The sequence below is a fragment of the Mesorhizobium sp. WSM4821 genome (assembly GCF_055901555.1).
Genome location: NZ_CM148371.1, coordinates 7,172,421 through 7,194,878 on the forward strand (window position 1 = coordinate 7,172,421; position 22,458 = coordinate 7,194,878).

Genomic DNA, 22,458 nt, shown 5'->3' on the forward strand with positions numbered 1-22,458 from the left:
AAACAGTTCGTCCTCAAAACGAGCATTCCTCTCGACCTGCCGATCGGAACCTATCGAACAAGCAAATTGCGAGCGCCTTGCTTTAGGATTGCCAGGCGCTTCTGCAGGCATTTGCAGACCATCGATTGCGATAAGCGCTCCTTTTGGCGAACCACTTAGGTTATGATGAATTGCAAAAGTAATTACCCACGCCCCCTCGATGCGGCAGTGCGTCGTCACTCGTCCTCGATGTCCGGGTACTGCGGGGGAGCCTTGCCGATCTTGCCGACGATCCTCGGGTACTTGGCATCGGGCTGCGCCTGCCCTGTTCCAATAACTTCAACGCGGAAGCGCCACTCGTCACCGTAGTCGTACAAGAAGGTCATTGCCGAGCCCACCTTCTGGAAGGCCGTGATGACGCGCGTGCCTTTCACGCTGCGAGAGCAGCTCCTCTCTATGTCGGCGAAGAGTTCGAACCGCTGTGGCGAGTCAAACAACTTTCCCGTCAGCTTTGAATAGAAGCCGTAGGCGTGGTCCATATCGAAGCCAAATGCCGCTACGATGGCTTCAGCCAGATCCGCTAGCGCGCTCGAACTCGACACCTCGATGTCCCGATAAAGTCGTGCCCGAAGAGAGGCTCGGAAGATCAAGGTCGCGGGCTCAGTCATAGCGGATTTCAGGCGCTGACGGTTTGAAGGATGATTTTGAAGGGGTTCGTGCCTGGCGCGAGACGAGCCGGGTCGACGACGGTTCGAATGTCGGCTTCGCCCTGGGCGGCCCACATGGCGCGATAGCCGTTGGTGATCTTCCGTTGAACGACGGCGGGTCTCAGCGCCCGTTCGCAGGCATTGTTCGTCGCGTCGACCATTCCTGGCCATTGGGCAAAGGTCAAAAGTTGATCGCGAGCTCGCCTGAACTTGTTTTGGATGTTGCGGGCCAGATCGCACGACGTTGTGGTGGCGAAGATATCGTCCAGACTTCGCTCCAGGGCGCGACGCTTGCCAGTGATGGTCGAGGCGGCGAAGGTTTCGATACCGTCGGCTAGGGCGAAGGCCCTTTGCAGCCAACGCTTGAGCCGTGAGGGCAACATGTCCCCACTTGCCTCGTCCGCATAGGCGACGTCGCGGGCGAGATGCGCCAGGCAGGTCTGATGCGCATTTGCGTGACCTTGTTGCGCGGCATAGCGATCGGAACACCAGACGTCGGGCCGATGGCCGTCCATCAGGGTCCGGACCACGACGGCGCCGCCCGTTGGCGCCGCTTGATGAACAACCGCTTCGGGGCAGCGAAACACCCAGTGGTAGGCGTTGCTTCCTTCGATCCGCACGCCGGTCTCGTCGGAGGCGATGACCTTGGCCCGGCGCAACGCCGCGACGGCCTTGTCGCACTCGGCCGCGAAGGCGCCCTGCGCACGACGCAACATGTTCATCAGTCCGCCCTGACTGATGGTGAGACCGAAAAGGTTCGCGAAGGCGCCCTGCAGCCGCTCGTAGGACAGGGCCTGGAAAGTCTTGAGATAGGTCGCTACGGCGTGCACGCGTGGTCCGAACGGCGTCCCCTTCGCCGCATCTGGCACAGCCGCGACGACCAGCGTGCCGCAGGACGGGCAACGGACTGCCAGACGCCGATGGCGCTCGATCAAAGGCCTGATCGCGGGAAGCTCAATCTTATCGTGCTCGCTGACGGTTTCGGCAGGAAGATCGCTCGACAGGCTGGCGCGGCAGCAACGGCATCGGTCGGGATGATGATCAATGATGCGATCGGCATCCTCACTCATGGCGCGGCTGTGACCTTCATGACCCGCCTTGGCGCCGCCGCTGCAAATCAGTGCGATCCATATCCGCATAGATTCAGCGATTCTTGCCCCTGACAAGGGCGTGGGTAATTACTTGCAAAAAGCTCAAGACTGTTTGGCTGGCCATCGATTCCGGCGGACTGCTCGGCCATTAATTTCACATAATTTCACATTCCAAACAGAGACGAAAGTTGGCCGAGCGCTTACGGCCGAAACGCTCGACTAGGCAGTTGGATGCACCCTAACCGACGCGAGGCTTCCGCGCCGATTCCAAATCCTTTGCTCTTCGGCCGTCCCCTCGTCCGTCTTGACTAGTACGAGCCCACAGCCTATTTCAGCGCCACGTTAGCACTCTCCACTGGCGAGTGCTAACCACGCTCCGGCAACGGAGAACCTTTCAACCTCCGCACCAGGGATATCCAAAATGGCAAAGTCGAATTTCCGGCCGCTGCATGACCGCGTGGTCGTACGCCGGGTTGAATCCGAATCCAAGACCTCCGGCGGGATCATCATCCCCGATACGGCGAAGGAAAAGCCGCAGGAAGGCGAGATCATCGCCGTTGGTTCCGGCGCCCGCGACGAAGCCGGCAAGCTCGTCCCGCTGGACGTCAAGGCCGGCGATCGCATCCTGTTCGGCAAGTGGTCGGGCACCGAAGTCAAGCTCAATGGCGAAGACCTTCTGATCATGAAGGAATCCGACATCATGGGCATCATCGGCTGAATATCGGCCTCACCATCACTTAAACCCCGGGCTCAATTCAAGCCCCTGCCAGGAGCTAAAAATGGCTGCCAAAGACGTAAAATTTTCTCGCGATGCCCGTGAGCGCATGCTGCGCGGCGTCAACATCCTCGCCGACGCGGTCAAGGTCACGCTCGGCCCCAAGGGCCGCAACGTCGTCCTCGACAAGTCGTTCGGCGCCCCGCGCATCACCAAGGACGGCGTCACCGTCGCCAAGGAAATCGAGCTTTCCGACAAGTTCGAGAACATGGGCGCGCAGATGGTCCGCGAAGTCGCTTCGAAGACCAACGACATCGCCGGCGACGGCACCACGACCGCGACCGTTCTGGCGCAGTCGATCGTCCAGGAAGGCCACAAGGCGGTTGCCGCCGGCATGAACCCGATGGACCTGAAGCGTGGCATCGATCTCGCGGTCAGCGACGTCGTCGCAACGCTGATCAAGAACTCCAAGAAGATCAAGACCTCGGAAGAGGTTGCCCAGGTCGGCACTATCGCCGGCAATGGCGATGAGTCGGTCGGCGCTATGATCGCCGAAGCGATGCAGAAGGTCGGCAATGAAGGCGTCATCACGGTCGAGGAAGCCAAGACCGCCGAGACCGAACTCGAAGTTGTCGAAGGCATGCAGTTCGACCGCGGCTATCTCTCGCCCTACTTCGTCACCAACGCCGACAAGATGGTTGCTGATCTCGAGGACGCCTACATCCTCCTGCACGAGAAGAAGCTCTCCAACCTGCAGGCCATGCTGCCGGTTCTCGAAGCCGTCGTCCAGACCTCGAAGCCGCTGGTCATCATCTCGGAAGATGTCGAAGGCGAGGCTCTGGCCACGCTCGTCGTCAACAAGCTGCGTGGCGGCCTGAAGATCGCCGCCGTCAAGGCGCCGGGCTTCGGTGACCGCCGCAAGGCCATGCTGGAAGACATCGCCATCCTCACCGGTGGCCAGGTCATCTCGGAAGACCTCGGCATCAAGCTCGAGAATGTCGGCCTCAACATGCTCGGCCGCGCCAAGAAGGTGTCGATCTCCAAGGAGAACACAACCATCGTCGACGGCGCCGGCAAGAAGGCCGAGATCCAGGGCCGCGTCGCCCAGATCAAGCAGCAGATCGAGGAGACCACCTCGGACTACGACAAGGAGAAGCTGCAGGAACGTCTCGCCAAGCTGGCGGGCGGCGTTGCCGTCATCCGCGTCGGCGGTGCGACCGAGATCGAAGTCAAGGAAAAGAAGGACCGCGTCGATGACGCCCTCAACGCGACCCGTGCGGCCGTCGAAGAAGGCATCGTTCCCGGCGGCGGCGTCGCACTTCTGCGCGCTTCGCTGGCCATCACCGTCAGCGGCGCCAATTCCGACCAGACCGCCGGCATCAGCATCGTGCGTCGCGCGCTGCAGGCTCCGGCTCGCCAGATCGCGGCCAACGCCGGTGCGGAAGCATCGATCGTTGCCGGCAAGATCCTCGAGAACACGGGCCCGACCTTCGGCTTCAACGCCCAGACCGGCGAATATGGCGACATGATCGCCATGGGTATCGTCGATCCGGTCAAGGTCGTGCGCACAGCTCTCCAGGATGCGGCCTCGGTCGCTGGCTTGCTGGTCACCACCGAAGCCATGATCGCCGAGGCTCCGAAGAAGGAGTCGGCTGGCGGCGGCATGCCTGGCGGCATGGGCGGCGGCGGCATGGGTGGCATGGGTGGCATGGGCGGTATGGGCGGTATGGATTTCTAAGGTCCACGCACTCAACAATCTCGATGGGCGGCAGCGATGCCGCCCTTTTCTCTGACGCGGAGCCAAGCCGGATGCCACATCCACAAGGCTACATACGGCGGCACTTTCACGGCGGACACCAATGACTGACTTCATTCTGTTCGCCATTGTCGGCTTCCTCGCCCAGGCCGTTGACGGCGCGTTAGGCATGGCTTATGGCGCGATCTCCTCCACCGTGCTGCTCTCCTTCGGTGTTCCGCCGGCGCAGGCTTCCGCCGCGGTACACGCGGCGGAAGTGTTCACCACGGCCGCTTCCGGCACGGCGCACCACTACCACCGCAATATCGACTGGAAGCTGTTCTGGCGGCTTGCTCCTTTCGGCATTCTCGGCGGCTGCCTCGGTGCCTTCGTGCTGACCTCGTTCGACGGCGACATGGTGAAGCCCTACGTCACAACCTATCTCGCTGTGATCGGGCTCTGGCTGTTCCTCCGGTCGTTCCGCAAGATCCCCAGCAATCCGGTTCCTACCCGTCTTGTGGCGCCGCTGGGCACTGTCGGCGGCTTCCTCGACGCTGCAGGTGGCGGCGGATGGGGCCCGATGGTCGTGACCGGACTGCTCGGCGCTGGCGCGCCGCCCCGCTATGTGATCGGCACTGTCAATGCGGCCGAGTTCCTGATCACGCTAGCGGTGTCCGTCACCTTCATCGCCGCGCTCGTCACTGGGCACTGGCAGGAAGCGGGGGCGCTGTCGACACATGCAAGCTCGGTGCTGGGGCTGATCGTGGGCGGCATAGTCGCCGCTCCGCTTGCGGGATGGGTGCTCAAGGCGATTGCCGACCGGACGCTTTTGCGGCTCGTCGGCTGCCTGATCATGCTGCTCGCTTTGTTCCAGACCGCCCAACAACTGGTATTCGTCTGACCTGAGCAAGCGGACTACCCTTCTAAGTCTTCGCTTTGCTTCCGGACATCATGATCGGCGTAACCGAAGTGAATCGCGGACTGGAGGCGACTTGCCACCCTGGAAAACCTAACCTGCGCCACGAACAGCGTATGGCACGCCAGTGGATCAACGTGTTTCCCGTTTTGCCTCGCCCAGCCCATCGGTCCTTTGACGCTCTGCTCGATGCAGTGACTGCTCTGCTCGCTGCTGTGACTGATGACGGCGGCGATCAACATTGCTTCGCGTGCTCCTTTAGTGCCAATTCAAGCGCTTGGCTCAAAGGCACCGCCTTGGAGAATAGGAAGCCCTGAGCGGTTCTGCAGCCAAGCTTGTGCAGAATTTGCCGGTCTGCCTCCGTCTCGACGCCCTCGGCCATGACCTCGATGCCGAGCGCCCGACCAAGATCGACCACCGTTTTGACAAGCAGCCGGTCCTCCCGAGACTTGGCTAAGCCGCGAACGAAGCCCTGGTCTATTTTCACCTTGCGTATCCGGCTGTCCTTGAGCGATGCCAACGTGGAAAACCCGGTGCCGAAATCATCGAGGGCGATGGAAATGCCGGCATGTGAAAGGCGCCCGAGCTTCTCATCCACTCTGTCCGGGTCTACAGGGGATTCTTCGGTGATCTCGATTTCGAACATCGTTGCTGGCAGGCCTTTTGCCGCCAAACCATTCAGAATCATGTCGTCGATATCGCCGGCCTCCAGTTCGCGCGGTGAAACATTCATTGCCACACGTACATCACGACAGTCAGCTTTCACCAAGCCGTCCATAAGAGCACAACAGTCGGCGAATACCGTTTGGGTCAGCAGCTGAAGCATTCCGGTCTCGCGTGCGGCTGTCATGATTTCGGGCGGAAAGATGGAACCGTGAATCGGATGGGACCACCGTAGCAAGGCTTCAAAACCGACCACGATCTCGGTGTCGAGTCTTACGATGGGCTGGAACCAAGGTCCCAAGCTTCTCGTCTTTATCGCCGAATGAAGATCGCGTTCAATGGACTGGCGGCGTTGCAGTTCCCTGTCGAGTTCGGCATCGAACAGGCAAAATTCGTTCCTGCCACAACGCTTGGCTGTGTAAAGGGCGATATCCGCCCGCAGCAACATTTCCGTCAGCCCCAGGCTTTCAGCCAAGTATATTCCTATAGATGCCCCGATCCGGACGGACGCGACCCCAGGATAGGGGCAAGCAAGCTTGGCTATGATGTTGGATGCGAGAATACCGGGAGAAGGAGAATTTCTGAGCGAGGGAAAAAACAGCACAAATTCATCGCCACCGATGCGGGCAAGCCTTGAGCCTTCCGGCGCTTCCTCCTCTATTCGGCGGGCGATCCTGACGAGCAGTTCATCACCGGTCCTGTGACCGTAGGTATCGTTGACAGATTTGAAACCGTCCAGATCAATCAGCATTGCCACGAAGGGGCCGTCTGTGTTCTCGAACTGACCGATTGCGTGTTCGAGGCCCCGCCTGTTTAGGAGCGCGGTCAGGTGGTCCTCCCTGGAATTGCGCTCCATTTCCGCCGCAAGCCGCTCGGCCTCATGTCTCAGGCGGCTCGCTTCGCGGAAGCGGGCTTGTCCTACAAACGAGGCTCGAACCAAGCCGCCCTCGAAGAGCAGAACGGCAAAAGCCAGCATGTAGTTTTCCAAGTTGCCTTTCGTCAGCAACCACCCCGCTGTGATGAGGAGTGGCGGTGTGATGAAGTTGATCGCTGCCGCGGCATATGAACTCCCGTATGTAACCGCACCAGCTGAAATGCCGGCCAGAATAATCAGATGCAGCGGCGCTTGGGGGGTTGTGTAGCCAACAGTAAGGACGGCAAGAAAGGACCAGGCAAACCCTGCCAGAAGAGCAAGGATGCCAAACCAGCGAAGCCGCGGCGAAACCCTCGTCAAGTCGTCCTGGACTCCCGGTTCCTTCAGCTGATAACGGGCGAGTGCAAGGCGGGCGGCATTTATCGTATTGATGACCAAAAACCAGGCTACGCTGGCAAAGCCGTTCTCGGAAAGGGCCTGCACGGTCAAAATCAGGCCCGAGAGGATAATGCTTATCGGCATTGATACGAAGAGACCTGCCCTAAGGTCAGCAAGCTGATCCTGAAGGATTCTGGCCTCCAGCTCGTCTTCTTTCTTCAGGTTCGGACGGGTCAGTTTGCATCTCCTGCTTGTACGCAGCACATGTCTATGCAAGCCTACTAAAGGAGGGGTTAACTGTTCAGCGCGACATCAGCCTCTGGGTTGATCAGCCAAATAAAGCGCTGAGACTATGCCTCTTCGGGGCGACATTTAGGACAGCCGCGGGAAGCTGCCGCCTCTGCGTGCGGGGGCGGCGATTACTCCGGCGAATGGGGCGTCTCATCGCGCAAAAGTCCAAAGCTGCTGGTACGGTTTCATCGCCTAAGCATGGCCGAAATGCCATGCCGCATAAAGGGAACATGTTGGGCGAACCGAAGCCCAACATGTCTTGCAAGCCGTGCCGCCGGGTGCTCGCTTGAGTAGAGTCCGACGACAATGTTCGTGCCATGGAAGAGCGGCGCCGCTGACAGGCGAAGCCACCTTTCGTATCCGTGCAGCATGTCGGGATCGGCAATCTCGCGACCGTCGCGACATGCTGTTAGGATTCCATAGGCGAGTTGCTTCTGGCTGCTGATACCGATGTTGAAACCATGCGCAGTTACCGGGTGCATGCCGATGGCAGCGTCGCCGATGAGTGCGGCGCTGGGAGCTCGGAATTTGTGCGCCCAAGTCGTGACCAGCGGGTAGGTATAGCGCTTGCTTGCCAAGGTCATTTTTCCTAGGCGCCCTCGACACCGGTTCGTCAATTCCCTCAGAAACAAATGGTCGCTGAAGGCAAGCAGTCTATCGGCCTCGTTTGAGCGCAGGGTGAGCAGCAGCGACGACACGCCCTCCGCCAGGGGCAACATCGCTATCGTCTGATGGTGATCGAACCATTCGATTGCCACCTGGTGGTGGGCGCGCTCATGCCGCACCCGGCATATTAGCATGGAGTAGCCAAGCCGATGGATATCGGCGCCTATACCGAGCAGATCACGAGTGGCCGACAGACGTGAATCGGCGGCAACCACAAGGCTAGCGTTCAACTGCACGCCATCAGACAGCGTTACGACTGCTCCTGTCTGGCTGGTTGTTGCATCTACGACCGAGTGGCCGCACAGCAGCCGCGCGTGATTCTGAAAGTGGATGGTCTTGAACAGCGCGTCGCGAATTCGGCAATTTGGGACCAAAACTCCGAGGGGTTCTCCAGACCCGCTGGGAGGATCGAAACGCAGAGCGAAAGGGCTCGAACCGTTGAGCACGCGGGCGCCGTGAAGCGGTGATTTGTCCGAAGCGGGGATGGCATCCCAGGCGCCGATCTCGCGAAGGATTCTGATCGAGGCGTGGGTCAGCGCGATTTCCCGACCGTCAAAAGGCGGATTGGCGAGAGTATCGATTGAGTTCTGTTCGACAACTGCGACCTTGAGTTGGCTTTGAGCGAGTGATGCGGCGAAGGAAAGGCCGACCGGCCCGGCTCCGACAACAACGATATCGAATCTGTCATCAGCGCCGCCCATCAGCGTGCCGCCATCGCGGCGGCTATCCTCGTGAGACGCTGGTTAAGTTCAGCCTCCTGTCGTTCGCTGCGTTCCAAAGCCCGCCGTATCGCCTCAAGGCGCAGGGCGGGAAAATCCGCATGCATCAGCAACGAAGCAGGAAATCGCCTCAAACTCGTACGCGGGTGATCGGACCAGCGCTCGCGTCCGCGCAGCCAAGCACATACCCAGCCAGCAAGCGAGATTGTCCCGTCGGCAGTTTTTGACCGACGCGGCGCCCTTGTCCCCCTGTATGCAGGGTCGGTTCCAATCAGGTCGTGGAACTCGTCAACCAGGAGCACGGACCGGTGGACCGCCCGCCGGACGAATGAGAATCTTATCTGAGGCTTCTGATGACTGCATATTGTCGGCATTCATTGGTTGAGAAGTGGCCTCCCATACGTCGACAGCGCTGAATTCAGCTTTCCAGCAGCCACACTTGCATCGAGCCTTTCGCCCGATTGTTCCAGAGGTAATATGGGACAGCGGTTAGCCGGCAGCCGGAAACGATCGGGGGCGCATTCCTGTACAGGCTGTCTCCCCACGCTTGGTCTTCGACACGCTCTGCGGAGGCGGTCAGCGTGACCACGCCATCGAAGAGATCGCCCCGTTCCACCGTTTCGATCCTGGCGTCTCGCGGCAGTTTGAGCTGCTGCACCGCCCCCCCGGGATTGTCGACCTCTTCAACGCAATAAACCAACGGCCCGCGCTTGAGCGCCACCCGGCCGATGTCCTGCTTGACTGAGGGATGAGCATAGATGCGCTCGGGAGAAATCGGTAGTTCGAGGGCGATGATGTCTCCGGCATGCCATAGCCGCGAGATCGCAAGATAGCCATTTCTGGTGCATGCCGTCACGTCGACTGCATATCCCCCGACTGAAGCTTCGGCTTCATGAGCCCAACCGGGAATGCGGAGGTTAATGGTGAACTCGGCCGGCGCGTCAGGGCTGACCTCGATCCTGATCGAGCCGAATAATGGATAGGCGCTGGTTTCCCGCAGGAACACATTGCCCGTAGCGAGTTGGATGTTCGTCGAAATGCCGCCGTAGAGATGGAAGGCGATTGCGTTCTCACTGGCCGAGACAAAATAGCCTCCGACCGAAGCAATCAGACGAGACGAATTCATCGTGCAGCATGGGCATGGGTGCCAGGCCCATCTGCTGCGTCGCCCATCGCTCTCGAGCGGATTGGAGTAGAAATAGCGCTCGCCATCGCGCGAAAGGCCGGTCAGCGCGCCGTTGAACAACGCCTGTTCCAGAACGTCGGCGTATCGGCCGTCGAGTTCGAGATGCAGCATGCGATGTGCCCAGAAGATCAGGCCTACCGAGGCGCAGGTCTCCGCATACGCCGTATCGTTCGGCAGGTCGTGATCCTCAGTAAAGCCTTCATTCGCGGCAGCCGGACCCAAGCCGGACGTGATGTAGATTTTCGAGGAGATGACGTCGGCCCAGAGCACCTCGCATGCTTTCTTGAGGCTGCCGTCATTCAGTTCCGCCGCGAGGTCGGCCATGGCAGAAAGCATGTACATCGCTCGGACCGCATGTCCGACCACCTTAGTTTGCTCGCGCACCGGCCTGTGCGACTGGTTGTACTCATATCTTTTCGCCCTGAAATCCTTGGGGTTCTCCCCGCGCGCGACCGCTTCCTGATCGAAGTAGTGCGGCTGACGCCCGCGCTCATTCATGAAATAGGCCGCGAGGTCGAGATGCATTCTGTCTCCAGTCAAGCGATAGAGCTTAACGAGGGCCAGCTCGATTTCCTGATGGCCGCAATAGCCGCGCTTCTGGCCGGGGTTCGGGCCGAATGTCTTGCACACATGGTCAACATACCGCTCAAGGATGTCCAGCAGCCGGCGCCGGCCCGTCGCGAGGAAGTAGGCGATACCGCCCTCGAGCAGATGTCCAAGATTGTAGAGTTCGTGATTGTCGCGCAGGTTGGTCCAGCGCTTGTCCGGCTCGCGCTGCAGGTACCAGCAGTTCAGATAACCGTCGGGAGCCTGCGCCTTTTCGAGATCGTCGACAATGTTTTCGATCCATGCCTCGATGTCGGGATCACGCCTGTGCGACAGCGCGTAGGATGCTGCTTCTATCCACTTGCCGGCGTCGGAATCCCAGAACACCTGCCTGAAATCGTGCTCGTTGCCTGGGACGCTCAGTGGCAGCGACTGGTTCGGCAGTGTGAGGGACAGCAACACACCTTGCTTGCCAAGCTGGACGTGCTGGCTGGGGATGGTCCGTGTCAGCACCGTCTCCAGCCGCTCGCGCCAGAATTGCCCCTCCAGCGCGACATCAACGAACCGAACTGGCTTGAACTCGCTCATTCGAACGCATCGGCTCCTGCAATGACATGCGCCGGCCTGCTCACGGCTTCGACAATGCCGGCGCCCCGGCGAACAGGGCCAGCACCTGATACCGCTCAGCTTCCGTCCGGCTAGACATGCGTTCTCCCCTTGAAAAGACTCGTCCATTAAATCAGGGCGGTGGGGAGACAGCACTGATCTGGGTCAGCCAGACACGACAAACCCGCGCCGCCGGTCTGTCCGCTCCGTTGTACTTGGAACACGTCCATCGCCAGCGCTCGTGCGGCCGTGGGAGGTACTTCGTGGCATCGGCCGCTTGCATGGCGGAATGGGCGACGCAGGCCCTCGAGTGGCGGAATCAGCGTTCCGGCCTCTCGTCCCGGTCAATGAGGATACGCTCGGCGGCTCCGTCGAGATCCTCGTATTGACCACTCCTCAAGGCCCACAGGAAGCCAGACAGTCCAAGCCCGCCCAACAACAGAGCCACCGGTATGAGATAGACCAGGATTGTCATGAGGGTTGCGTCAATGTGCCGGTGTGGGAGCGGCTTTCAGGCGGAGCAGTCTGGCACAAAACCTTGCAGCCTCGACGCATTGCCAATGACAAGCAGTGATGAGGCCGACATCGCGATTGCCGCAATCAATGGTGTTACCTGCCCCAAAATGGCGATCGGGACGGCAATGGCGTTGTAAACAATCGCGATGGCGATGTTTTGCCGGATTAGTTGTCCGGCCTTTCGCGAAACGTCGAGGGCAAGGGAGATGGCCGAAAGGCTTTCGTGCAGGAAAACGAAATCCGCAGCTTTGCGGCCGACATCGGCCGCCATGGCTGGAGCGATCGAGACATATGCCGCGCCCAGCGCAGGGGTGTCGTTGAGGCCGTCGCCAGCCATGAGCACCTTGTGGCCGTCCTTCGCCAGGTTTTCAATATACTTGACCTTGCCCGAAGGAAGCAGCGCCGGAACAAAGTGATGTATCCCCAACGTCGCGACCTCGCCGCATGCAGCCCCGGTATCGCCCGACAGCATTTCACGGAAACTCGGGCGTTGTTCAATTGCTCTATGGCCGCCCTGGCGTCCGGACGCAGCGCGTCCTTGAAGACAAAGGACGCCACGATGATCCCGTCTTTGGTCAGAACCGTTCCGCCGTATCTGCTTTCGCCACCGGTTCGAGCCTTCCATCCAGCCCAACCGCGCCGCCCCAATCGCCAAGCGAGCGGCTTGCCAGCCGGATCTCCTGGCTCGACGGCAGGACGGATGTAACCCCATTCAGATCCAGCGCCATTTCAGCGCCCGGCGCACAGCAGCTCATTGCAGCGCTCCCCCAGAAATCATGATTCGGCGAACGTCGCGATAGGGCTCTGTCAGACCGGCATCGGCATCGACTTCGACGATCCAGACGCCATCCCTTGGCAAGTGCTGCGCGGCAAATACCTGGTCCGAGGCGAGGGCGAGAGTGACGGCCTTGTCCCCTGCCTCGTAGGCGGGATGTCGAAACAGTATCTTCACGCCATGCAAGGGGACCGGCTTGCCGGTGGCATCGCTCAATCTGTAGCGGACCTCACCCCCAGCGATCGCCAGATTGCCGGTCCAGCCGAGTGCCGCCTGCGCACGCCCTTCCTCGGCCTTTCGGTTGAATTGCTGGCTTGCCACATAGGTATTCTCGACGACAAGCCCGGTCCAACTCGTGCTGGCGAGTGTCGCCATCGTCAGATTGACCGCGATGATCACGCCGAAAAAGGCGAGAATGGTGACCAACATCTGCTTGCCGGTGAATTCGCGGGATTTTTGCGTTTTGCTGCTCATCTGGCGGCCTCCGGTGCGTTGAAAGTGGCCGTGTATTCGTCCGTTTCGAAGCTCGCCTTGTCCTCGACGCGGAACTTGAACGTTTGCGTTGCGCTTCCCACCTGATCCGCCGGCTGGCGCACGAAAACCTTCAGCGTTTTCAGCCGGTCGGGTTCGGCCGCGACGGCGAAGGACCGGTCAGCTGGAAGGTCGACACCAACGACGTTCATTTCGGCTCCATGCAATCCCTGCATCGTGACGACGATCGTTCTCGGCTCGGGGATCATGTTGAGCAGCTTGACGGTGTAGCCGTTGCGGATCGAACCGTCCGACAGGGTGACGAATTGCGGGTTGCGGTCGTGCAGGACGTTGACCTCGAGCCGGTCGCGGGTCAGCAGCGAATAGAGCAGCGCAAGACCGATCGCCGACCATGCGCCCATGTAGATGAAGGTGCGCAGCCGAAATATCTTGCGGAGATTGAAATGGGCTAGTTTGTCGGAGAAAGCGCCGCCGTCGGTGCGGACGAGCGACGGGTTCACCGAACAGGAGCCGCCTGCGGTCGCCACCGCCATGTTGGCGTTGTAATCGGACAGCGTTGCGTAGGAGATCAGCCCGCGCTCCTTGCCGAGTTTGTCCATGACGCTGTCGCAGGCATCGATGCAGAGCGCGCAAGTGATGCATTCGAGTTGCTGACCGTCGCGAATATCGATCCCCATCGGGCAGACAGCGACACAGGCGTTGCAATCGACGCAGTCTCCGACCGGTTGCCCCGCAGCCTGGACCTTCTTGGCATGACGCGACCGAGGTTCGCCGCGCCAGTCGTTGTAGGTCACGGTGAGCGAATTTTCGTCGAGCATGGCCGCCTGGATGCGCGGCCATGGGCACATGTAGGTGCAGACCTGCTCGCGCATCAGCCCGCCGAATGTGTAGGTGGTCGCCGTCAGCACGGCGATGGTGATGTAGGCGACGGGCGCGGCGGTGCCGGTGAAGACCTCGCCAGCCAGCGTCGGCGCATCGGCGAAATAGAAGATCCAGGCGCCGCCGGTGGCAGCCGCTATGACCAGCCAGATGGCGTGCTTCGCTACGCGCAGCGCAAGCTTGCGCGCGGTCCACGGTCCGGCGTCGAGCTTCATGCGGGCGTTACGATCCCCCTCGATCGCGCGCTCCACAACCAGAAACAGATCGACCCATACGGTTTGCGGGCAGGTATAGCCGCACCAGGCTCTGCCAATTGTGGACGTGATCAGGAAAAGGCCGATGCCGGCCATGACCAGAAGGCCGGCCACATAGTAGAATTCCTGCGGCCAGATCTCGATGAAGAAGAAATAGAAGCGGCGGTTGGCAAGATCGATCAGTACCGCCTGATCGGGAGCAAACGGACCTCGATCCCAGCGCAGCCAGGGCGTCAGATAATAGATGCCCAGCGTGATCGCCATCACCAGCCATTTGAAGCTGCGAAAACTGCCCGAAGCCCGCTTGGGAAATATCTTCTTGCGTGGGGCATACAGCGGCTCACGGGTGTTGGGGGAGTCAATCGCTTCTGCTTCGGGCGGTTCTGTCTGCGTTTTATCACGCACGTGGCATCTCCAGTCCCGCTGCCGATGTCAGGGCCGCCCATCGAACAGCCTCGCCGTGGGCGGTCCGCCCCGTGTTGATGCAGGTCACAGCCGGAATGGTGTCGAGGCCCGGCTCGCGCCGGGCCTCGTCGCTTGGCAGGGGGGAGGGCCGAGAATAGGCTTCCGTTCCTATTCTCCGCCGCCAAGCGAATGGACATAGACCGCGAGTTCCTTGACCTTGGTTTCGCCGAGACGCTCAACCCAGGCCGGCATCACGCCGTGTTTGGGTGCGCGGATCTGCGCGGCGATGGCTGTTTCGCCGGATCCGTAGAGCCAGATCGAGTCGGTCAGGTCGGGTGCGCCAAGCTCCGTGTTTCCCTTTGCATTATCACCATGACAGGCGGCACAATTTTCGGCGAAAACATTGGCGCCGGGTATGACCATTGCTTGATCGCCAACAGCGCCGGAGAGACTCGAGACATAAGCGCTGACCTGTCTAATCTGCTCGGGCGCAATGATGTCACCAAACGCCGGCATTTCCGACAGGCGCGTGTCGGGGTCGGAGGCAACGCGGATGCCGTGCGTGATTGTCTGCTGGATCTGTTCGGCCTTGCCGCCCCACAGCCAATCGTCATCATTCAGGTTGGGAAAGCCCTTCGAACCCTGGGCGCCGGAGCCATGGCACTGAACGCAATTGACCTTGAAGGCGGCGCCACCGGCCGCGATAGCGAATCCGCGCAAAACATCGTCGGCGGCAATCTCGGAGACAGTCTTCGCCTGAAGGGCGGCAACATACTTGCCCTTGGCGACCTCGGCCGCTGCCAGCTCATTCTTGACATCGTTGCGGCTGGAATAGACGAGCACGCCTCGGGTGGCGGAGCTTAGCATTGGCCATGCGGGATAAGCGATGGTGTAGCCGATCGCCCAGACAATGGTGACGTAGAAGGTGATCACCCACCAGTGCGGGAGCGGATTGTTGAGCTCCTTGATCCCGTCCCATTCATGGCCGGTGGTCGAGAGGTCGGAGACTTCGTCAATGTGCTCTCCGCTCATGATCAGTCGTCCTTGAGAGGCATTTGAGCAGCTTCGTCGGCTCGCGTCCTGCTGCCGGGACGAAGCGCAAAGGTGATGCATCCTACGAAGAACAGCGCCATAGCGAGCAGGCCCCAACTGTCGGCAAACGCCCGCATGAAGTTATAGGTCATCACCATTCTCCTCAGCGGTAACCGGCGGCTTCGTCGTAGGTCTTGAAATCGACCAGCGTGCCAAGCATCTGGAGGTAAGCGACCAGCGCGTCCATCTCGCTGACCTGTTGCGGGTTGCCGTCGAAATCGCCGAGCTTGGCCTTCGGGTAGCGGCCCTCCAGGTCGGATGTGTCGGCATTGGGATTGGCCTGCGCCATCAGATCATCTCCGGCGCGAGCGATCATCTCATCGGAGTAGGGGACGCCGACGCGCCGGTTTGCGATAAGGTGCGTCGAGAAGTCCTTCACGTCGATCGCCGTATCCTTCAGGAAGGCATAGCTCGGCATGATCGATTCCGGTACCACCGAGCGCGGCTCGGTAAGATGCTGAACGTGCCACTCATTCGAGTAGCGATCACCAACCCTGGCGAGATCCGGTCCTGTGCGCTTCGATCCCCACTGGAACGGGTGGTCGTACATCGACTCGGCCGCCAGGCTGTAATGCCCATAGCGCTCGACCTCGTCCCGGAACGGCCTGATCATCTGGCTGTGGCAGAGATAGCAGCCCTCGCGCACATAGATGTTGCGGCCGGCGAGTTCGAGCGGCGAATAGGGCCGCATGCCTTCGACCTTCTCGATCGTATTGTCGAGATAGAAGAGCGGCGCGATCTCGACGATGCCGCCGATCGTCACCACCAGAAGGGAGCCGACGAGAAGCAGCGTGGCGTTCTTCTCGATGGCGGCATGTTTGTCCATCAAGCCCATTTGCTGGCTCCTGATCGCGCAGGTCGGACGGCGGTGATGGGACGCGGCATCGGTTTCTCCTCGCGCTGGTAACCGAGGATTGTCATGGTGATGTTCCATGCCATGATAAGGGCGCCGGACAGGTACATCGCGCCGCCGATGGCACGCGTAATGTAGTAGGGATGCATGGCGGCGACAGTTTCGGCGAACGAGAAAACCAGAAAGCCCTGCTCGTCGTATTCGCGCCACATCAGGCCCTGCATGACGCCGGAGACCCACATCACCGCGGCGTAGACGACGATCCCGAGCGTTGCCAGCCAGAAGTGCCAGTTGACGAGCCGCAGCGAATAGAGCCGCTCGCGGTTCCACAATTTCGGCACCATGAAATAGATCGCGCCAAACGAGATCATGCCGACCCAACCGAGTGCGCCCGAATGGACGTGACCGATGGTCCAGTCGGTGTAGTGCGACAGCGAATTGACGGCCCTGATTGACATCATCGGGCCTTCGAAGGTCGACATGCCATAGAAGGCTATGGCCATGACCATCATGCGGACGATCGGATCCGTCCGCAGCTTGTCCCAGGCCCCGGAGAGCGTCATCAGGCCGTTGATCATGCCGCCCCAGGAGGGCATCCAAAGCATGATCGAGAACGCCATGCCTAGCGTCTGGGCCCAGTCCGGCAGGGCGGTGTAGTGGAGGTGGTGCGGGCCGGCCCAGATGTAGAGAAAGATCAAAGCCCAGAAATGGATGATCGACAGCCGGTAGGAATAGACTGGCCGGTTGGCCTGCTTGGGCACGAAATAGTACATCATGCCAAGGAAGCCGGCGGTGAGAAAGAAGCCCACGGCATTGTGGCCGTACCACCACTGCGTCAAGGCGTCCTGGACGCCGGAGAAGGCTGAATAGCTTTTTGAACCCACGAACGAGACTGGCATCGACAGGTTGTTGATCACATGCAGCATCGCGATGGTCACGATGAAGGACAGGTAGAACCAGTTGGCGACGTAGATGTGCGGTTCCCTGCGCTTCAAAATGGTGCCGAGGAACAGGACGAGGTAGGCGACCCAGACGATGGTCAGCCAAAGATCCACATACCATTCGGGCTCGGCGTATTCGCGGCTTTCGGTGATGCCGAGCAGGTAGCCCGTCGCAGCCATGACGATGAACAGCTGATAGCCCCAGAACACGAACCAGGCCAGATTGCCGCCGAACAGCCGGGCGCGGCAGGTGCGCTGTACGACATAAAGGGACGTGCAAAGCAACGCATTGCCGCCGAAGGCAAAAACCACGCCGGATGTATGCAACGGCCGCAAGCGGCCAAAGTTGAACCAGGGCTCGACGCTGAGATCGGGATAGGCAAGCTGCAGCGCGATGACCACACCAACCAGCATGCCTACGACGCCCCAAAACACCGTCGCGACGGCCCCGTAACGGATTGGACCGTCCATAAAAGCGGAGGGGTCTATCGGAACTACAGGCTTGAACTCCGTATTGCGCAACAGGATCGCGGTGAAACCAGCTACGGCGAAGAACAACACCCACATATGCTGGCGGAAAGGTTCATCTACGCCGAAACCGGCAGCCACCAGGGCCGCAAAAGCAAACAGGCTTAGAAGCACGATCTCTGTGCCGAATTTCATCGCAAATCCCGATCTCGAATCCGGCGGACGCCAAATCCGCTGTGCATCAATTGCGCAGCCGCCGCCTGCTCGCCCTGATCCATGTCAGGGCCGCCCATTTGTTTCCGGCAGCATCGAGTTCGGCGCAATCAGATGGTGGCGAATGAAGAGGGAACGTAGCGGGCCTGCTCGCTCATGGACAAGTGGGGTGGGCTCGGAGCCGGGGCGGGCGTGGAGACGGGCGACACAATGAGGCGTGCCCATTCGAAAAAGCTGGGGCTCAGCGACGGGCTGAAAAGTACTGTCGTGCCTTGCTAAACGTCGCTCGCTTCGAATGGCTCGGGACGGCCAACGCAATCGTTGCGTTGCTTCGTGACATTCACCGGTTCGAGGAGGGGCAATCTTGCCTCCACCAGCCGCTTGCGCGCCGGCCACCTCGGGGATCAATGCTTCGCCGGCGAGCTGTCCGAAACACTCCTGGCGATTGGTCAGGTGATCCGGTAGCGAGCGCGGAAGCTGTCGGGTTCATGCTGCCGCGGCATCACGAAGGGTTATGGCGACACATTGCATTCGAACGGCGCCACGAAACGGAGTTGGCGACGCAGACCCCGCAGCTTGGGCCTATCCAAACTGCCGCGCCATTCGGCTGCCGCAACGCTGCTCCAGCCGGCTCATGCTGTCCACGATCACGCGGCGTTTGTTCTCGATCCGGATCACGCCGTCAGCTCGCAATCGCGTCAGCTGGCGGCTCACGGTCTCGTTCGTAAGTCCAAGGAAATCAGAGATGTCGGCACGAGTCAGCGGCAGATCGAACGACGCTGACCTGGCGGCCGGGTCAACACTGGAATCGATATTCCGGGCGATCATGACGAGAAAACTCGCCACCTTTTCCGATGCCGTCTTGCGCCCCAGCGTCACCATCCATTCGCGTGCTGCGTCGAGTTCGTCCAGCGTCTGCCTGAGCAGGCGATGCTCGAGTTCCGGTGATTCCTTCATCATCCGTTCCACGGCTGCCTTCGGAAACGAGCACAGCGTGACAGCTGTTGCCGCTTCCGCATTGATCTCGCTTTCCACCTTGAAGGGTCGTCCCAGAAAATCCGGCGCAAACCGGAGAGCTACGATCTGCTGGCGCCCGTCCGAAAGGCTCTTTGTTAGCTTCACCACGCCTGAAAGCACATTCGAATAGCTGTCGACGGCCTCGGCATCGCCGATCAGTTCGACTCCCGACTCGATCTTGTGGCGCGTCGAATTTTTGGCGAGCCCAACCAAACGGTCTGGATCGAGCGCACCGCAGACACCACGACGCCTTGCCTCGCAAGAGAGGCAAAGAACGGGAACGCCGGAACTGTGAATGTCTTGCCGTAATGTCATGCCGTCGCTCTACCCTTCTCCCAAGCGCCGACAGGGTAGCAATCTAAGGTAGAAAAATCCTTGCGGCAGTTTGTCCGAGTTGCTGACCGAAATCAGGGCTTTGGCTCGCCAATAAGCCCAGAGTTCCAGCGATGCAAACATGGTGGACCACAACATGCAGTCCGAAATAGCTGCCCAGGTTGGCGAGAACGTCCCGCGCTATACCAGTTATCCAACTGCACCGCATTTCCACGCGGGCGTCAATCCTGCGGTTTATCGTGGCTGGCTGGAGGCGCTTAAAAGTGGCAGCGAGATCTCGCTCTATCTGCACATCCCCTATTGCGACAGACTCTGCTGGTTCTGTGCGTGTCATACCAAACAGACGCGCCACTATGAGCCGGTGACGGCCTATCTGCGCTCGCTACACGCGGAGATCGCGACGGTTGCGGGTCTCGTCAGCGGCAAGGGCCATGTCCGCGCAGTCCACTTCGGCGGCGGTTCGCCCACCATGCTGAAGCCCGAGGACATGGTGGCGCTTGGCGCGTTTTTGCGGGACAGCTTCGATTTTCTCCCGGACACAAAAATCAGCGTCGAGATCGATCCAAACGACATGGATGAGGCGCGCCTTGATGCGCTGGCCGAAATCGGCATGACCAGGGCGAGTCTCGGCGTCCAGGATTTCGAGCCAAAAGTGCAAAAGGCAATCAACCGCGAGCAAAGCTTTTTGCAAACGAAGGCTGTCGTCGACGGAGTTCGCTCCCGCGGCGTCGGTTCCGTCAATCTGGACCTGCTCTACGGATTGCCGCACCAGAGTAGGGAGAGCGTCTGTTCCACCGTAGCGCAGGCGCTGACCCTGGAACCGGACAGGATGGCGCTGTTCGGCTACGCGCATGTGCCCTGGTTCAAGAAGCATCAGACGATAATCAAAGAGGCGTGGCTGCCTGGCCCCATGGAGCGTTTGGCGCAATCGCAACTCGCCGCGCGAGCGATTGTGGACAAGGGGTATGAAGCAATAGGGCTCGATCATTTCGCCAAGCCAGGCGATGCCTTGGCGATAGCGGCCCGCGCAGGGGCTTTGCATCGCAATTTTCAAGGCTACACGGAGGATTGCTGCGAGACACTGATCGGGCTTGGCCCTTCGTCCATCGGCCGTTTTCGCCAAGGCTACGTGCAGAACAATATTTCGACCGCCGAGTACGGAAGTATGGTTGCGCATGGCGGGCTGGCGGTTGTCCGCGGTATCGCGCTTTCCGACGACGACCGCGTTCGCGGCTGGATCATCGAGAGGCTGATGTGTGATTTCGCCTTCTCGGCAGTCGATCTGCTGGAACGCTTCGGCAAAGCCGGCCAGAAGCTCCTTCTTGAGTCGAGTACCATGGCCCTCCACGATCCCGTTCGATTGCTTGAACTGGATGGCGACCGTTTCGTCGTGCCGGCTGAAAGTCGCCCATTCGTCCGAAGCATCGCGGCCAGGTTCGACAAATATTTCCAAAGCGGAAGGGCCAGGCACTCGGTTGCAGTTTGAGCCAAAGAGTGCGGTCGCGGTGACGCGCTCCCCTGTTTGCCTCCATTGTGAGTGAGCCTGTTCACGTGTGATCCTTGACGGATCGGGTTACATATTCAAGCGGAGTTAGCCCATCGAGGCTCGTGTGCGGGCGGTTCACTCATTGCCTCGGTTACTCGGAATCTGAGCCTGCCAGACGCCGCGACTTCTCCGGCATGCTGGACGTCGGCAAACCTTCTTTTCTGGCCTTGGCAAACGCTCGGTCGCCTTCCAGAAACCCCGCCAGCATGAAAGGGATGAGTTCCGCCACCGTTTCAGACTCGCCATAGGCCTGACGATAAAGGGCAGCATACTCCTTGAGTGCTTGGCCCAACTGCGCGCTGACGGTGATGGTAATCTTCGAAGGTGTTCGGTCTGGAAGCTTTCCAAGTTTCAAGTTGGCCATATTCACTCCTGCTCAACTCGCGTATGGCCGTAGCAGCAGATCCTTGTGCACGATGACGCGCAGTGGCCAACCTGGGCGGATGGTGATGGTGGGCTGAACATTGAGGTTCTTCTCGGTGATGCGCTGGCCGGCTTGACTGACGTTCTGCTGAGTGGATTCCCGGATCGCTTTGACCAGATCGCTTTCGTTTTCTCCAAAACTTAACTCGGTGCCGACGCCCAGCAATGTGGCCAGCGCGACTCCCTTGATCAGCTGCCAGGTGTGGAAATCGATCTTGTCCTCGAGCCCGGCATAGCCGGCAGTGTCTGTCGCCGGCAGATTGTCGATTTCGATCGAAGAACCGTCTGGCAGTATTATTCGCTGCCAAACCAGAAGCGCCCGTTTTTGCCCAAATGCGACGACGCTGTCATAGGTCCCGATCAGCCGCGAGCCTTGCGGGATAAGCAGGATGCTGCCGGTGAGCGTATCGTGCACGTTCTCGGTGACCTGCGCGACGACAAACCCGGGCAAGTCGGAATTTATGCCGGTGATGAGACTTGCGGCGATCACGCTGCCGGCCATGAGCTGATTTGGCGAAGCTGGCGTCTGCAATGCATGCAGGTTGTAGATCCCGCTGGTGCTACGCTGGCTGACAAAATCGAGCTTGCGTTGTTGATTGTTCTGATCGCCCTCAGCCGGGGCAACGGAATCTGACGGCCGAGCGGCATCAGATTGCGGAGGCGCCCCGAACGGCTGCTGGGCACTTTTCGCATTACCGCCGATGCCCCCCTCCTTGGGTTGATTTTCAATGCGGAAGAAGACTTGTGATTCGCGCGCCTCAATCGCCTGCTGGGCAACACGCTGCTCCTCGGCGGAGTTGTCCTGCCCTGGCGCGATGCCGAGCTGGCGCCGCCGCTCAAGGATGGGGCGACCGAGGTCGCCCGGCAGTGGTGGTCCAAGCACAGGAGGGTTCGGCTTCACTCCGGAATAGTCCTTGGGAAGTGTTTCAAGTCCTTCAGGGGTTGGCTTGCGGTCAGTGTTGTAGAGATCTTCCGCCTTTTCTTTGAAGCGAAGCGCCGGTCCCTGCAGCGCCATCATCGTGACGCCCAGGATGGCACCGGACCCGACGGCAGCGATGGCGACGATCACGCCGCGCTTGAACTGCACGGCGCGGCGGGGCGAGGCCCGTAACTGCAGCTGCTCGGGATCGAGTTTTGGCGGAGCATTGGATGGGGAAGTGTCGGTCATAAGGCCCCTCT

Annotated in this window: 20 protein-coding genes and 2 pseudogenes; 4 read left to right on the top strand and 18 right to left on the bottom strand. The window is 60.2% G+C overall.

All coding sequences use genetic code 11. The features are described 5' to 3' along the window. Positions 1 to 215: 215 nt before the first annotated feature. Positions 216 to 647, bottom strand: coding sequence for an IS1096 element passenger TnpR family protein (locus AC0NID_RS34930; RefSeq protein WP_473459091.1), 432 nt, complete (start codon positions 645 to 647; stop codon positions 216 to 218). Between the two features lie 8 nt (positions 648 to 655). Then, a pseudogene (gene tnpC, locus AC0NID_RS34935) lies at positions 656 to 1,795 on the bottom strand (IS66 family transposase); the annotation flags it as partial. Positions 1,796 to 2,198: 403 nt separating this feature from the next. Between tnpC and groES the strand changes: the two are divergent. From groES to AC0NID_RS34950, 3 genes are all read left to right on the top strand, one after another. Next, positions 2,199 to 2,495: a co-chaperone GroES gene (gene groES, locus AC0NID_RS34940; RefSeq protein WP_254023998.1), complete on the top strand. Its 297-nt coding sequence runs from the start codon at positions 2,199 to 2,201 to the stop codon at positions 2,493 to 2,495. Between the two features lie 61 nt (positions 2,496 to 2,556). After that, complete coding sequence (gene groL, locus AC0NID_RS34945; RefSeq protein WP_473459093.1) at positions 2,557 to 4,230, top strand: chaperonin GroEL; 1,674 nt, start codon at positions 2,557 to 2,559, stop codon at positions 4,228 to 4,230. A 121-nt stretch (positions 4,231 to 4,351) separates the two neighbouring features. After that, entirely contained in the window at positions 4,352 to 5,128 is a 777-nt protein-coding gene (locus AC0NID_RS34950; RefSeq protein WP_473459095.1) for a sulfite exporter TauE/SafE family protein, read from the top strand. Between the two features lie 14 nt (positions 5,129 to 5,142). On the opposite strand, the gene AC0NID_RS34955 is transcribed toward AC0NID_RS34950, so the two are convergent. The 14 genes and pseudogenes from AC0NID_RS34955 to AC0NID_RS35020 form a co-directional block, all read right to left on the bottom strand. After that, positions 5,143 to 5,385, bottom strand: coding sequence for a hypothetical protein (locus tag AC0NID_RS34955; protein ID WP_473459097.1), 243 nt, complete (start codon positions 5,383 to 5,385; stop codon positions 5,143 to 5,145). Continuing rightward, entirely contained in the window at positions 5,379 to 7,322 is a 1,944-nt protein-coding gene (locus AC0NID_RS34960; protein WP_473459099.1) for a putative bifunctional diguanylate cyclase/phosphodiesterase, read from the bottom strand. The genes AC0NID_RS34955 and AC0NID_RS34960 overlap by 7 nt, the downstream gene beginning before the upstream one ends. A gap of 212 nt (positions 7,323 to 7,534) precedes the next feature. Beyond that, positions 7,535 to 8,716: a 5-demethoxyubiquinol-8 5-hydroxylase UbiM gene (gene ubiM, locus AC0NID_RS34965; protein ID WP_473459101.1), complete on the bottom strand. Its 1,182-nt coding sequence runs from the start codon at positions 8,714 to 8,716 to the stop codon at positions 7,535 to 7,537. A gap of 436 nt (positions 8,717 to 9,152) precedes the next feature. After that, positions 9,153 to 11,054 (bottom strand): glycoside hydrolase family 127 protein, encoded by a 1,902-nt coding sequence (locus tag AC0NID_RS34970; RefSeq protein WP_473459103.1) that lies wholly within the window; start codon positions 11,052 to 11,054, stop codon positions 9,153 to 9,155. 337 nt (positions 11,055 to 11,391) lie between these two features. Then, complete coding sequence (gene ccoS, locus AC0NID_RS34975) at positions 11,392 to 11,547, bottom strand: cbb3-type cytochrome oxidase assembly protein CcoS (RefSeq protein ID WP_008871940.1); 156 nt, start codon at positions 11,545 to 11,547, stop codon at positions 11,392 to 11,394. 36 nt (positions 11,548 to 11,583) lie between these two features. Beyond that, positions 11,584 to 12,242: pseudogene (locus AC0NID_RS34980) on the bottom strand (HAD-IC family P-type ATPase); the annotation flags it as partial. Continuing rightward, on the bottom strand, positions 12,164 to 12,343 hold the full coding sequence (locus AC0NID_RS34985) for a hypothetical protein (protein WP_473459105.1): 180 nt from the start codon (positions 12,341 to 12,343) through the stop codon (positions 12,164 to 12,166). The pseudogene AC0NID_RS34980 and the gene AC0NID_RS34985, both read right to left, overlap by 79 nt. Continuing rightward, positions 12,340 to 12,837 (bottom strand): FixH family protein, encoded by a 498-nt coding sequence (locus AC0NID_RS34990; protein ID WP_473459119.1) that lies wholly within the window; start codon positions 12,835 to 12,837, stop codon positions 12,340 to 12,342. The genes AC0NID_RS34985 and AC0NID_RS34990 overlap by 4 nt, the downstream gene beginning before the upstream one ends. Beyond that, the gene (ccoG, locus tag AC0NID_RS34995) at positions 12,834 to 14,393 is read right to left on the bottom strand and encodes a cytochrome c oxidase accessory protein CcoG (protein WP_474033390.1); all 1,560 of its coding nucleotides are present in this window, start codon (positions 14,391 to 14,393) and stop codon (positions 12,834 to 12,836) included. The genes AC0NID_RS34990 and ccoG overlap by 4 nt, the downstream gene beginning before the upstream one ends. Before the next feature lie 168 nt (positions 14,394 to 14,561). Continuing rightward, entirely contained in the window at positions 14,562 to 15,425 is an 864-nt protein-coding gene (ccoP, locus tag AC0NID_RS35000) for a cytochrome-c oxidase, cbb3-type subunit III (RefSeq protein ID WP_473522329.1), read from the bottom strand. Between the two features lie 2 nt (positions 15,426 to 15,427). Beyond that, entirely contained in the window at positions 15,428 to 15,577 is a 150-nt protein-coding gene (locus tag AC0NID_RS35005; RefSeq protein WP_473458217.1) for a cbb3-type cytochrome c oxidase subunit 3, read from the bottom strand. A gap of 11 nt (positions 15,578 to 15,588) precedes the next feature. After that, complete coding sequence (gene ccoO, locus AC0NID_RS35010) at positions 15,589 to 16,320, bottom strand: cytochrome-c oxidase, cbb3-type subunit II (RefSeq protein ID WP_473458216.1); 732 nt, start codon at positions 16,318 to 16,320, stop codon at positions 15,589 to 15,591. Continuing rightward, the gene (gene ccoN / locus AC0NID_RS35015) at positions 16,311 to 17,942 is read right to left on the bottom strand and encodes a cytochrome-c oxidase, cbb3-type subunit I (protein WP_473458215.1); all 1,632 of its coding nucleotides are present in this window, start codon (positions 17,940 to 17,942) and stop codon (positions 16,311 to 16,313) included. The genes ccoO and ccoN overlap by 10 nt, the downstream gene beginning before the upstream one ends. 600 nt (positions 17,943 to 18,542) lie before the next feature. Beyond that, positions 18,543 to 19,292, bottom strand: a complete 750-nt coding sequence (locus AC0NID_RS35020; protein WP_473458214.1) for a Crp/Fnr family transcriptional regulator — start codon at positions 19,290 to 19,292, stop codon at positions 18,543 to 18,545. A 154-nt stretch (positions 19,293 to 19,446) separates the two neighbouring features. Here AC0NID_RS35020 and hemN point away from each other — a divergent pair, with 154 nt between their 5' ends. Continuing rightward, positions 19,447 to 20,796, top strand: coding sequence for an oxygen-independent coproporphyrinogen III oxidase (gene hemN, locus AC0NID_RS35025; protein ID WP_473458225.1), 1,350 nt, complete (start codon positions 19,447 to 19,449; stop codon positions 20,794 to 20,796). Between the two features lie 151 nt (positions 20,797 to 20,947). Here the strand turns inward: hemN and AC0NID_RS35030 are convergent, their stop codons facing one another. Together AC0NID_RS35030 and AC0NID_RS35035 are read right to left on the bottom strand one after the other, a co-directional pair. After that, on the bottom strand, positions 20,948 to 21,220 hold the full coding sequence (locus AC0NID_RS35030) for a DUF2274 domain-containing protein (protein ID WP_473458213.1): 273 nt from the start codon (positions 21,218 to 21,220) through the stop codon (positions 20,948 to 20,950). A 12-nt stretch (positions 21,221 to 21,232) separates the two neighbouring features. Then, positions 21,233 to 22,447, bottom strand: coding sequence for a TraB/TrbI/VirB10 family type IV secretion system protein (locus tag AC0NID_RS35035; protein WP_473458212.1), 1,215 nt, complete (start codon positions 22,445 to 22,447; stop codon positions 21,233 to 21,235). Positions 22,448 to 22,458: the final 11 nt, after the last annotated feature.